Source organism: Synechococcus sp. A18-25c (assembly GCF_014280035.1).
Classification (GTDB): Bacteria; Cyanobacteriota; Cyanobacteriia; order PCC-6307; family Cyanobiaceae; genus Synechococcus_C.
In genome coordinates this window covers 2,004,157-2,017,732 of sequence record NZ_CP047957.1, presented here as the reverse complement: position 1 = coordinate 2,017,732, position 13,576 = coordinate 2,004,157, and the positions used below count along the sequence as shown (strand labels likewise).

The 13,576-nt window shown below is 43.1% G+C and carries 9 protein-coding genes and 1 tRNA gene; all 10 read left to right on the top strand.

The window, feature by feature from the left end; translation table 11 throughout:
- Positions 1–75 precede the first annotated feature (75 nt).
- On the top strand, positions 76–1,176 hold the full coding sequence (locus SynA1825c_RS11065) for a putative sugar O-methyltransferase (RefSeq protein WP_186469340.1): 1,101 nt from the start codon (positions 76–78) through the stop codon (positions 1,174–1,176).
- 225 nt (positions 1,177–1,401) lie between these two features.
- Positions 1,402–2,724, top strand: a complete 1,323-nt coding sequence (locus SynA1825c_RS11060; RefSeq protein ID WP_186469339.1) for an aminotransferase class III-fold pyridoxal phosphate-dependent enzyme — start codon at positions 1,402–1,404, stop codon at positions 2,722–2,724.
- Positions 2,725–2,727: 3 nt separating this feature from the next.
- Positions 2,728–3,474, top strand: a complete 747-nt coding sequence (locus SynA1825c_RS11055) for a cytidylyltransferase domain-containing protein (RefSeq protein WP_186469338.1) — start codon at positions 2,728–2,730, stop codon at positions 3,472–3,474.
- Positions 3,471–4,235 (top strand): SDR family oxidoreductase, encoded by a 765-nt coding sequence (locus SynA1825c_RS11050; protein ID WP_186469337.1) that lies wholly within the window; start codon positions 3,471–3,473, stop codon positions 4,233–4,235. Before SynA1825c_RS11055 ends, SynA1825c_RS11050 begins: the two co-directional genes overlap by 4 nt.
- A 6-nt stretch (positions 4,236–4,241) precedes the next feature.
- A complete protein-coding gene (locus tag SynA1825c_RS11045) occupies positions 4,242–6,659 on the top strand; it encodes an N-acetylneuraminate synthase family protein (RefSeq protein WP_186469336.1) in 2,418 nt (805 codons plus the stop codon).
- Positions 6,656–7,699 (top strand): hypothetical protein, encoded by a 1,044-nt coding sequence (locus SynA1825c_RS11040; protein WP_186469335.1) that lies wholly within the window; start codon positions 6,656–6,658, stop codon positions 7,697–7,699. The genes SynA1825c_RS11045 and SynA1825c_RS11040 overlap by 4 nt, the downstream gene beginning before the upstream one ends.
- A gap of 879 nt (positions 7,700–8,578) precedes the next feature.
- Entirely contained in the window at positions 8,579–9,466 is an 888-nt protein-coding gene (gene glyQ, locus SynA1825c_RS11035) for a glycine--tRNA ligase subunit alpha (RefSeq protein ID WP_186469334.1), read from the top strand.
- A 99-nt stretch (positions 9,467–9,565) separates the two neighbouring features.
- Positions 9,566–11,464, top strand: coding sequence for a ComEC/Rec2 family competence protein (locus SynA1825c_RS11030; protein ID WP_255478371.1), 1,899 nt, complete (start codon positions 9,566–9,568; stop codon positions 11,462–11,464).
- A 19-nt stretch (positions 11,465–11,483) separates the two neighbouring features.
- Positions 11,484–11,570 (top strand) — tRNA-Ser (locus SynA1825c_RS11025).
- A 1,177-nt stretch (positions 11,571–12,747) separates the two neighbouring features.
- On the top strand, positions 12,748–12,957 hold the full coding sequence (locus tag SynA1825c_RS13550) for a hypothetical protein (protein WP_222930003.1): 210 nt from the start codon (positions 12,748–12,750) through the stop codon (positions 12,955–12,957).
- Positions 12,958–13,576 lie beyond the last annotated feature (619 nt).

Below are 13,576 nucleotides of genomic sequence, written 5' to 3'. Positions count from 1 at the left end.
TCAAGGCCTTTGGAAATTCAACTAACTTAGTGCTGTTCTGGATGTGGTACAGTTAGATTGTACTGCAAGCACAAGATGAATTCAAATTCTATTGATCAAATAATCAAATATATTGTTAATAAGAATAATTCTGTTCAGGAATATGGCTTTCTGTGGAATAATGCTGATTTTGTGATTGCAAAACTGCCTGAATTGGTAAAATCAACTTTGCCGATTTTTTCCTCGTTACCAATACATGGTGGTTTTTTGGAGTCCTGGGATCAAAATACGTTGCAATTTAGTGGCCTTATTTTCAGAATACTGCTTGGGCAAGAGGCTACTAAAAGTCAATTTCTTCAATCCATCAAGAACTTATCCGAGTTTGACCCCTCATTCACTGAAGAACTCGCATTAATTGATAGAGTTAACACATATTGTCCCGATTTTTGGGACTATCTTGTGCCGTTTACGAGCATTGGAGCAATTCCCCATTTTAATTGTCAGATGCCTGCTACAGGTCAAGATGTTGTCGCATCTTGGGGATCTGTAAAATCGGCAGTTATGACTTCTAATTTAATTAAAAAAAATGCACTTGATTTAAAAATGAACACTATCAACATTTTAGAAATAGGGGCTGGTTATGGTAACCTCTGTCAAACCATCACCAATACACTTCTCAAGAAAGAGATAAAAATAAATTATATAATTGTAGACATACCTAGTTCACTAGTGGTTAGCTGTTTTTATTTAGAATCACTGCTTCCAGATGTGAATTGTGTTTTTGTTGACTCTTCCGAGAAGTTAAAAAAACAAGCCATTGAATATAAAAACTCTAGCACTTCTTCGATCTTATTAGTTCCATCTGATAAATTCAAGTTATTAAATGATTATCCCGAGCCAATATCGCTGACAATCAACTCAGAGAGTTTCTTAGAGATGAGTCCGAAATATTTAAATGAATACTTAGATTTAATTTTTAAGACCATTCAGCCCGAATGCTTTTATTCAAGAAATCGCAGATTTAGATCTGAACGAGATGGCAGTAAACGAACAATTGATGAAATAAAAATACCAGATCAGGGTTGGGATGTGATTAAAAATGACGAAGAATGCATACTTGATCAGAGTCATGTAAGAAAGCTGGTTCAGATGGGCTCTCATTCTAGTATTGTAGAAGTATATGGATTTAAGCGATAATATAAAGCTTTATCATGCATCTAATGCGGAATGTTTTGAATACCTATTGCTTCACAATCGTAGATTTTTATTTTCACGGTATTTGTAGGTATAGGGAATTTAAAATTTTAAAAATATAGAATCTTTCTTCAAACCTCCTCGACTTTGGGTTTGCATTGAATGTTACAATGGCTTCGCGAGAGGAAAGTTTATCTGGTATTATACAATCACATGATCTAATGGACTTTGGAAGGAATTTCATATTGGAACAGAGCTTGCCAAACAATAATTGGTGGTTGTGGCTTGCTTTCCAAGCGACCTTCTCGGTATTGCTCAAAAGTATGGCCCTCCTATTACGTTAAGGCTAAAGGTTGCAAAATAAAATCGGTTGACAATCGATGGTATAGAGATTTTAGTGAGTTTTCTATAGGTTGTAATCTCTTAGGGTATCAAAACAGAATGCATAATTCTTTTATGCCTTCATCGGTTTTCAGGGCACCTCTAACCACACTATTGTCTCCATACGAAGTTGAGTTGGCTGAGTTACTTAATCAATTCTTTGAAGGCGATTTTGTTTGGAAATTTTTAAGAGGTGGTGGTGAAGCACTTTCATTATGTATTAGGTATGCACGTTCTGTAGCATCTAATCCAAGAGTCCTTGTTTGTGGCTATCACGGTTGGCATGATTGGTATTTAAGCGCAAATATTTCCAGTCCAGATAAATTCGAATCAATTTTTTTGCCAGGTCTAAATACTCAAGGTGTACCAGATGCATATTCTCAATATTCTCAAGCAGTTAATGCACAGAACCTTGCAGATTTAAAAAACGCGTGTCAAGTTTATGACCCTGGTATTATAATATTTGAGAGTGCAAGATACGAAATATTAGGTCATGATGTAGCTGAATATTTAAATGAATTTCAAAGAAAAGGAGGCATTTTAATTTCGGATGAAGTAACTAGCGGATTTAGATTTTCAACAAAGCTTGCATGCCGTCAAATCAAATTAATTCCCGATTTTTTTGTCATTGGAAAATCTTTAGGCAATGGCTATGCCATCTCGGCTGTTGCAGCACAGCAAAAATATCGCACAACCTGTGAAGAATGTTTTGCAAGCAGCACACACTGGACAGAACAAATTGGCCTAGCAGCAGGATGTGCAACACTCAAGGTGTTATCAAATTGGAATCAAATGTTTAAAAAGATTCAACAAAATGGCTCCGCCATCCGCTCTTCTATTATAAATGTGTTAGATAAAAATAAAATTGAATATAAAATCAATTCTTTGACGACAATGATTAGTTTTCAATTTACACACCAAAGTTTTTCTTCTTTGGAGTTAAAGTCATTGATTTGTTCTAGGATGGCTCATGAAGGGTATCTTTTTAGTACAACAGTTTATCCATCTTTGGCGCATACGCCTTTTGAAACCAAGTCATTTGAAAGAGTATTTGGCACTGTTATTAATAAATTTTCTTATGATTTGACTTACAATAAGCATTTACTTAATAAAGAGCTTTTAAATATAGGCACTATAGAGAATGGTTTTTCTCGTACTCAATCCCTTTAAATAATGAATGTCATTTGTCTCTCTCAGGCCAGAAAAACATCTACGAGATTGCCTGGAAAAGTTCTTATCCCAATATACAAAAATCTCACATCATTAGACTTGATCTATAAACGCTTGCAAAAGTCATCTATGTTGGATGATTTTAAATTTATAGTGCCCTCAGACCAGTCAAGTAATGCTCTTGTAAAGTATCTCGAGGAATCATGTTACAAATACCATAGAGGTTCTCTTAATGATTTAGTATCACGACATTTAAGCGCTTTGGATGAATACGAAGATTGTGTAATTGTGCGCGTCACAAGTGACTGTCCTCTAGTCGATCCTAAATTACTCGATCTTGCCGTTAAAACTTATTTTGAAGGCAGCTATGAATATGTATCTACGTATACGCCTGCAAACCTTTCGAAATTTTGTAATGGTAGTGATATTGAGGTGTTTTCTAAGTCTACGCTTATCAAGGTAAGTAATTTTTTTGATTCTCCCAAAGATCGCGAACATGTTACTTTCCCTTTGTGGGATGGTCGATTATCTGGAATCAAGAGATTACTACTTGCACCAGCTAGTGGTGAAAATTACTCTGATGTTCGGATAACTTTAGATTATCAAGAAGACCTTGAAGTACTTAAAATTTTATTAGAAACAGCAAAGGATATCCATGCACCACTACCTTCATTTGTTGAAATCTATAGAAATCAAGGGTTATCTCGCTTAAATTCACAATACTCTTTCGATCAGGGCTGGATCCAATGATATCAACTCTTGTTGTTCTTGGCGCCGGAGGATTTTTGGGAAAAAAGTTTGTAGAAGTTTGTCTTGCACGCCTGGATAAGGACCTTACAATTATTGCAGTAGATATTAACATATCGTCTCTTAATAGCTTGGCTGAATTAAATACTTCTAATTTGAAGCTAGTCGAAGCAGATGTTGTGTTATCAGACTATATTAATGATTTACCCCTCGACTTAGCAGGTGAAATCACATTCATCAATTTTGTTGCAAAAGATTTTCCTGTCACTAGCGAGGGAATTGTAGAAAAGTTTCCATCTCCTTTTTCTCTATTGCCAAATCAGTTTTGTATGTCATTGAATATAACATGCGGTTCGTCGTATAATCTACTCCATCTACTTGATAAGCATGGTCTTCAGGCCTCTCATGTTATAATGATAGGATCAATATATACTTATACTATTCCCAATCCTGTGCTTTACTCTAAAACTGGTGATATTTATAAGCCTGTCGCGTATTCAGCTGGCAAAAGTGCTCAAATACCGTTGGTTAAGCAAGCAGCAAGATACTTAGCCCGCTTTTCTGGAAGATGTAACTGTGTTTCATTTGGTGGGATTCAGTCAAACCAAAATAGCGACTTTGTATCGGCCTATCACAAACTATCACCACAATCTAAATTAGTGCCAGTTAACGACGCGCTCAAGACATTGCAATGGATTGTGTTCGACTCTCCTACGTCTCTTAATGGTGCCGATATAATGGTTGATGGTGGATTTACTTGTTGATTAGTCATGAGATTTCATATACTTGGTGCTGGTCCAGCAGGGCTTTCTCTTGCTTATTACCTTAATCAACATGGTTCAAAAGTAAGTGTATACGAAAAGCAATCAATTCCAGGTGGTATGGCGCGTTCCTGGGAGTGGAATAATTTTATTGTTGATACTGGCCCACATATTTTACACACGCCACTGAAGTGGATTTGGGAAGATTGGCAAAGACTTCTGGAAAACAGTCTTTTTGAAAAACAATACTTTGCCGCCAACTATAAATTAAAAAATGAAACTGATTACTTATTTGATTATCCTATCAACACTAGTCAATTGATTTCATCTTCCTACTGGTCTGGAACCGAATTAGAAGAATTAATCTCTGATCTCCAGTATTATCCCGATGATTTACTCTGTTCTAAATCAAAATCATTTTATGAATATGTTACCGGTTTAGTTGGACCTACAATCGCTGAAAACTTTTTCAAGGTTTATCCCGAGAAGGTTTGGGGAGTTTCTCCTGAATTGTTGCTTCCTGATTGGGCACCTAAAAGAATCAGGAGAGTAAATAGAACCGAGCCATTTTTCGGAGATCAATTTTGCGGGGTTTCCTCAAGAGGCACGGGTTATTTATTTGAAAACATATCGTCCTTAATTAATAAAAAAAATAACTCTTCTGTGCTATTTGAACATAAAATAACCGGTCTAGAATTAGACTCAGGCCGCATTAAAGCTCTACACTTTGCCGATCACAATTCTCTTGCGCTTGATCCAGATGATGTTGTCATAAGTACTTTGCCTTTAACTACTTTGGCTTCCTTTTTAAATTATGAATGTAATCTTACTTTTAGAGGAATTGCGAGCGTTTATCTATCATATGAAGGCCATAATTCAATTATTCCTGATCCATATCACTGGTTATATTTTTCAGATCCTTCGATATGCTTTAATCGTATTACAGAACCTACAAAACTGTGCCCAGCTTTAAATTTGTCTTATAAAAAGGATCGGACTTATATTATTGCAGAGTCAACATTTACAACAGATTTTACTTCGCCAGATGTTCAAAGTTTTTTAGATACGATTGTAGAGAGGACAATTGACTCCTTATCCTTAACATCTATCTTGTCCAGATTTGGAAAACCTAATCTAACAAGTGTTAATATAGAGCCGTATGTTTATCCGTTGCAGACGCATAAAAACAAGCTAGAACTTAAGTCAACCAATTCATTTCTTTCTGGAATCAAAAATCTTGAGCTAATTGGCACTGGTGCAAATTTTGCTTATAATGATATGCAGGTCATATTTTGTCAAGCAAAAGAACTTGCTTCAGACCTTCTTTGTGACGAAGGCCAAAAATCTTTAACTCGTCAATATTTTTCTAGTAATATTGTATCATCCGGTATTCATAAGCCGAGCTCAAAACGATCAAATAAACCTCTTATTATTGCTGAGGTTGGCATTAACCATAATGGCAGTCTTAGTTTATTAGATGATCTTGTACGTAATGCCTGCTCTTCGGCAGACATTGTCAAGCTTCAGCTTTATGAGGCCTCGAATCGTATTGGATCATCTGTAAGGGAACTCAATCATGTTGAGTCTGCACAGGATCAAGATGAAAATATACTCGAGCTCTTAGATCGTTGTCAGATTAACCAATCAGATGTTGTTCGATGTTTTGAATTAATAAGGTCATACGGTAAAATCCCTATGTGCACTGCTTTTGATAATTCAAGTTTAGAGTTCTTACTTTCAACTGGGCTGGGGCATATAAAAGTTGCATCAATGGACCTTAATAATATTCACCTTCACCGTCGTTTGATTGATCACTATTCGCCATTAAACTTATTTATATCAACGGGTATGTCTTCGAAAAAAGATGTAGAGGCTGTAGCTAGTTTATATAAAAACTCCATACATGATGTAACATTTTTGTATTGTAACTCTAGTTATCCAACTCCTCTTTCATCTGTCAACATGCGTTCCATTGCATTTCTTAAGTCACTAGGATTTAAGTTCGGTTATTCTGATCATACGGTTGGTATAGCAGCACCTATAAATGCGATTCATATGGGTGCAAGCGCATTAGAGGTTCATTTTACATTGGATTCCAATCTTCCGGGTCCCGATCAACTTATATCTAAGACAAATGAACAACTAATGGATTTAAAAAATATTATCGATGAATCTTTTCTGATTGGTGGAGAAGATTCCTTTGGGGTCATTCCTGAAGAGTATGAAACTTGGAGGACCCAGAAAAAGTCTTTGCATGCTTTGATGAATATCCATGAGGGCGATGTTATTTCTTTGGAAAATACAATATCAATGTCTCCCCCGGTTGGAATTTGTCCTTTAACAGTCGGTACTGATAACAAGTTGATAGCGACAGCTTTTATCGCTGCGGGACAACCTATCACCAAGCTAAATGCTGATTTTCGATGATTGAAAGTACCGATCTCTTAAATCGTTTGAAAATAATCTCTTCGTACTCTCAGAGTATAAACGCTTCTTTTTTTGTTGTTTTATCCTCTAGTAATGAACATTCTCCCGGATCTTATTTTGGAGGTATACGGAGAACCAAGTCCTTTATATCCTTGTCGCTTGTTAATATTTCTCAAAATGAGCTAGAGCTAATTGGTTCTTTAATTAACGCTCACTGCGATTACGTTGTAGTAGATACGGAAAAAAAGCATCCTTTTTTCTTGGATGACACTAGTGTAGAGAGTTCAACATGCTTGTATTCAAATTTACTTTCATCAGCATATATTATCTTTCCGAAGGATAAAATAATACCTTGGTCGCCCAGTCGTATTACTTCAGAGTCGGCTTTAAATACTCTGAGGTCTCTGAAAAATGGTGATTTAAGCGGTTCTCGAATAACACTTATTGGGCCAGGAAGCATTGGCTTCAAAATTGCTCTTGGTCTTGTTGAGGAGGGAGCAAGTGTCCATATATTTTCTCGAGATATTGCTCGCTCAGCAAGTATAGTATCTGCAATAAATTGTATAAAAAGTAAATATACTATAGCGTCTGCTATACAAGCTACTTCTCTGGATTCAGCTTTTGCATCATCGTCTTGTGTCGTTTTATCCGCAAGTGCAAATAATTTTATACTTCCTAAGCATCTGCAATTTTTGCCTAGAGGAAGTTCGACGATCCTGGACGTAGGAAAAAATTCTCTTTCCTCTTCGGCACTTGCTTTACTTCCTCGGATGCAACAGTTAAATTATTTTCGTTTGGATATTTCCAGAGAACTAGTTGGCTTCTTGTCCAATTATTGCCTACTTGATAATTATATATCACCAAATTTGTTTGGGCCTAAGAAGTGTTTAAGTAGATTCGAGAATTATGTCCATTTTGTGAGTGGTGGTTTCCCTGGAAGTGCCGGTGATCTGGTAGTTGATGATGCTAATGACCCTGTTTTCCAATTGGGCTATATATCGGAAAAAGATGAATTTGTTTCAGATTTTAAAATATTCTAGATTTCTATGAAATTATAAGTTGCCGCAATAATGAACAACTTATTTACCCAGGCCACTTTATTCTCGCTAGATATTCTGATCTGAAGCTTTTTCATCTAGATATATTGTTTTCTTTTTTTTTGATTCAATTCGAATGCTAACGCTTTTGGCTCTTTGGATATCCCATAATATGTGTTGTAGCGATGTAAGACGATTAGCAATGGGCTGCAATTAAGTAGTATTCGAAGTCTAGGGTAGATTTCATAAGCGTAGTTTAATGTTCTAAGGATGTACATAGTACTAATTAGGTTTGTTTTGTAAGGTTAGTTGGGGATTGTGAGCTTCTAGCTTTATTGGGATCTCTCTAAATTTGTGCGTCAATCACGTTTTCTGATGGATTGCAATAGGTGAAAAGGTCTTGCAGTATTCGGTCAAACCACATCCCTTTAATTTGTTGGAATTTAACGGATTTGCTTTGTTCTCTCTCGATAATTTATGTTCGGGCAAACAAATTTGAGACTGAATGATTATGTCCGTAGACTTTTGGTATTTGACTTGGTAAGACTTTCTGCTTAGTATAATGATGGCTTCCTAATTATTTCCTTCTTAATGTAATTAAGTGCATGCGGGCTGCTACTAACTTAAGAATGTGTCCTTCAGGGGCTAGGCTATTATTGCAAATCCAATGGGTGTCCCCGCGAGCCTTCACGGTTTTGCCATTGGTTTTTAGTGAGAAATGAATTTTCCTTTGCTCAGACAAATGGTGGGACTGATCTGCTGGCATCAACAAATGCATTATCAGGTTCCATTCGCCATACTGGGAGTTTTCACTCTGATTACAAAAAGGCTCCAAGAGTTCACACCTCAATCACTTCCACAACATTTTTGAAAGATCGACATATGCATTTCCAGGACATCATCAGCACCCTCAACCGTTTCTGGTCTGAACAGGGGTGCCTGTTGTTGCAGCCCTATGACACCGAGAAAGGAGCCGGAACCATGAGCCCTCACACGGTGTTGCGAGCCATTGGTCCTGAACCTTGGGCAGTGGCCTATCCAGAGCCCTGTCGTCGTCCCACCGATGGTCGTTACGGCGACAACCCCAACCGGGCGCAGCACTATTTCCAATATCAGGTGCTGATCAAGCCATCGCCCGATGGAATTCAGGAGACCTACCTCGCCTCTCTTGAGGCTTTAGGCATTCGGGCAGCGGATCACGACATCCGTTTTGTTGAAGACAACTGGGAGTCCCCCACGCTTGGCGCCTGGGGTGTGGGCTGGGAGGTGTGGCTGGATGGCATGGAGGTCACCCAGTTCACCTATTTCCAGCAGTGCGGTGGTCTGGACTGCAAGCCGGTGTCGATTGAAATCACCTATGGCCTTGAGCGCCTGGCGATGTACCTCCAAGATGTCGAGAGCATCTGGGATCTCAGCTGGAACGCTGAGCGCAGTTATGGCGACATCTGGCTGCCTTTTGAGAAGGGTCAGTGTCATTTCAATTTCGAGGCCTCCAATCCGGAGCGTCTCAAACAGTTGTTCGCCATTTATGAAGCGGAAGCGGCAGATCTCATCAACAAGAACCTGCCGGCACCAGCGTTGGACTTCGTCCTTAAGTGCAGCCACACCTTCAACCTGCTGGAGGCCCGAGGCGTGATTTCGGTGACCGAGCGCACGGCCACCATTGGTCGCATCCGCAACCTGGCTCGCAAGGTGGCGGAAGCTTGGTTGGCGGAACGGGAAGCCTTGGGATTCCCGCTGCTGAAGCGGGAAGCAGCGACGGTGGCCTGATCCACGGGGAACCCTGGCATCACCTTGCGTGGGTGATGCATCAATCCGGCTGTCTCTGGCGCCCTTCTGTTACTTCTCGCCTGCATGGGGGCGGCTCAGGTGCGATTCCCGGCCCAGGGCATCGCGCTGGCCATCCTTCTGATGTTGGGGTTGGCCGGATGGGCGCGCCGCTGGCGGCGAACGCCTCAGCAGCTGTTGGCTTTCGCATTGGTGCTCGGTCTGGCCGGCAGCCGATGCGGGATGGCCTCGGTACCTCGTCCTCACAGCAGCGATCCGGCTCAGCTGATTCCCGTGGATGGTCCTGCGCCTGTGGTGCAGCTGATCGGTCGCATTCGAGCTGATGCGCCTATTCGGGATCAAAGCTGCAGAGCCTTGCTGGAGGTCAGCCGCGTCGATGGCGTGGTCCGTCATGGCCGCTCTGAACTCACACTTGAAGACTGTGAACAGCCTTTGCTGGAAGGGGCCTGGATCGAAGTTCGCGGACCCTTAACCAGGCCGCAGCCATCTGCCCATCCCTTGCTCTCGGATGTTTCTCAACGACTGGCCGCTCAGGGCTGTTGGAGTCGCTTGCGAACCGATGCCATCCGGTTGTTGCATCAGGACGCGACTCCCTTAGCCGATGCGCGACGGCGCATTGCCCTCTGGTTCATTGAAAGCGCCGGTGAAGAGCGAGGCAGTTTGCTGGCGGCGCTGGTTCTCGGCAGTGCTCAGGTGTCTCTGCCTGAGTGCTTGCGTGACGGGTTCAGAGTCGCTGGGTTGTCCCATGCCTTGGCGGCGTCAGGCTTTCACCTGTCGGTGTTGCTGGGCACCACAGTGGTTTGCACGCGTCGCTGGCCAGTGGCGTGTCGATTGGGAGCTGGCGTGGCAGCCATGGTTCTCTTTCTGGCGCTGGCCGGTGCCCAAGCTTCGGTGGTGCGAGCGGTGCTGATGGGTGCTGCGGCGTTGCTGATCCGAGAGGGTGGCCATCGCAGCCGACCCCTGGGTGTGTTGCTGATCACCCTGGTGGTGATGCTGCTGGTGCATCCGCCCTGGGCACGCTCGATCGGGTTTCAACTCAGTGCCGCCGCCACTGCCGGGCTGGTGATCTCCGCTGGCCCCATTGAGCAGCAGTTGTGCGGCTGGTGCCCGCCGTCCATCGCGCCTCTGGTACCCCTCCTGTCCGTGCCGATGGCGGCACTGCTTTGGACTTTGCCGCTGCAGTTGTTCCATTTCGGAGCTATTCCTCTCTATGCCGTTTCGAGCAATCTGCTGGCGGCACCTCTGCTATCACCACTCACGCTTGCATCGATGGTGATGGCCCTGATGGTGCTGCTCCTGCCGGCATCGATCACATCACTGCTGCTGCCCGTGTTGATTTGGCCTGTGCAGCAGCTGGCGGGAGTCCTGATCGCGTTGGTGCTGTGGATTCGCCACTGGCCCTGGGCCCAGCTGCTCGTCGGCCGGATGTCTCCATGGTTGCTGATGTTGTTGCTCCCGGCCTGCCTGCCTTGGGTGTTGCCGTCCCTGCGGCGTTGGCGTTGGCGCTTGGCACCGTTGTTTCTGATCGTGGTAGGCGTACAAGCGGGTGAGCGATTGCAGGATCGTTGGATCCATGTGGAGCAGTGGGGGCGTCAGTGGCTGTTGCTGCGCCATCGCGGCAGGGCTGCGCTGGTGGCGACCCATGGTGATGCCCTGAGTTGCCATCAGGCGGAACGACTCAGTCAGGGGATGGGGCACCAGCGATTGGATTGGGTGGCCGTGCTGGATCCCGTGGGGACGGATCAACGTGTCTGTTGGAGCACCATCACTCACACGCTCCAGGCGGAACAACAGGGCCGACTGCCCTTGGTGCATGGTCAGCGCCTGCAGAGTGATGGCTTGAGCCTCGCCCTGGCAGATCCAACGGGGCGCATCTTGAGGGTGCGGGTTGGGCAGCGGATAAAGGTCTTGCGTCGATTGGATTTGCGACCCGTTCACGTGTCATCGTCAGGAACAGATGGGGTCGTGCATCTACAATAAGGAAGCGCCTAATGCGCAGGGAGAGGTGGCAGAGTCCGGTTGATTGCGCACGACTCGAAATCGTGTAGGGGTCACACCCTCGTGGGTTCGAATCCCACCCTCTCCGTTTTATGTACTTCTATGAAGGGTCGTCGTTTTCCATGATCGACTGCCAAGTAAAGGAAGTTGGGGATTCAAAAGAACATAGTCGTTAACCACTGAACGTATACGTCTGGATTTAATAGTAGGGTAAAAATTTGAGTCTTAGGGTATAAATAGGTAATAGGTTGAGCAAAATGCCAGTAATGGTAAGCGATCTCGGGGCTCTCCACCCGCGAGAGAGGAAATACAAGCTTTCTTGCAGAAATGCACTTTTCGTAGAGGTTTGCCTAAGTGGTTGGAAGCATTTTTTCAGTCAATACTACTTCCCGCCATGTCGCAAAGGGCAGCAGCGTTGGTATTAAATCGGTGTCTATGGGAAGGGTCCAGGGAAGTGGTCGCTGAAGCAGGCAGGGGATGAGCGAGTACGACTGGATGTGCTCAGTAAGGCAGGTGAAAACCCTCGTCTTCTGAAGTCAGAGAGCAGGAGAGAGCTGATCAAGCAGGCGATCAACTCTTCATTGATCAAAGCGGCAGAGGGTTTCCTGGAGCGAATCAAGAACAAACCCAGCACGGTCAAGGACTATCGCAACATGCTCTACAACCAGGTGTTGCCTGTCCTTGGTCCTGACACTCCTGTGAACCGTTTGGAGTGGAGCAATGGGGGAAGGCCGCAGGTGTTGTCCCTGAAGGAATCGATCGAGAGGAGAGGGTCGCTCTATCAGTCCGGCAAGTGCCTGATGTTGATGAGGGGGTTGTTCGACTACGCAATTGACAGGGTTGGATGCAACCGGCTAACCCCGCTATGGGGTCGAAGTAGGCGAAGACAAAGCACAAACCAACTGCCAACCCTTTCTTGGAGTGAGGGCAGTTGCCAAAGTTCTTTGAAGACCTGGAGCGCAATGATCCAGGCGCACCGGTCGTGACCCTGCTTGCGGTCAAGTTTCTGGTGATAACCTACTTCTTTGTTTACACACTCACTCCTGCTCGCTGTGAGGAGTTCAACCTGAAGAAGGACCTGTGGTCGATTCCTGCGGAACGAATGAAGATAGGATCGCAGCACCAAATTACTTTGACGGATCCGCCTAGGACGTGTTGAAGAGACTCTTTTCATTGAACTGAGAGCAGGAGTAAGTTTTCTTCAGTCCTAGAGGGAGGACGTCCCGCATGTCCATCAGGATTACTTGAACAACTACCTCAAGAACATGAAATACAAGGGTCTGACCACTGCTCATGGGTTCAGGCATCTTGCTTTCACTGCAGGGCAGGAGGTACTCAAAGTTGATCACGAAATTATCCAAAGGCAGATGGTTCACACCTTTGGAGACAAGATCTGGGGTGCCTATGACAAGAGTCAGATGATGGAAGAACGATGCGAGTTGATTGTTGGTGGGTCTTTTGCCCTAATGGAGTAACAAGGTTTAATTACATAAATCTAACGATCATAGTCATGACGGTTATCGCTAAAGAATATTTCGCACAGACAGCAGAATGAAAGTTTTATGGTTTTGTGATTGTTAGTTTGATTTTGGCGTTTCTTTAACGAATGAGAATTGTTGTAAGTGGTCTAATCATTTCTGCCTCTTTAATAGCTCTTCATCTTGACAATGTGATTGGTGCTACCATTCAATTAAAAGCAATGTTTATCTCAGCCCCTTTTTTATCAAATCGAAGTTATGGGGTGTCGTAATTATGACGACTTTCCGCATGAAAATAGGGAAAGTGAGACTGGTGACTGCAGCGATATGACCATTGCAATTATTGGAAGAACCTAAGAATTTCACCAATGCTTGGTGTGATGCTATGACTGCAGAAGGTCTAATCACATGAGAAGGTATTGGGGTGCCTAAGTCCTGCTTCCTCTATGACTACACCAACATGTTTAAATGCAGCACATAGCACAGCTAAAAAGTTTTTTGTGAAGCGATTAGTTGATTTGAATGCTAATCGAACATGCCTTGATTACTTCCTTCTATTTATTTCACGAAGAAAATGATAATACATCTATTTTGGCGAACGTGTAGATCAAATTTG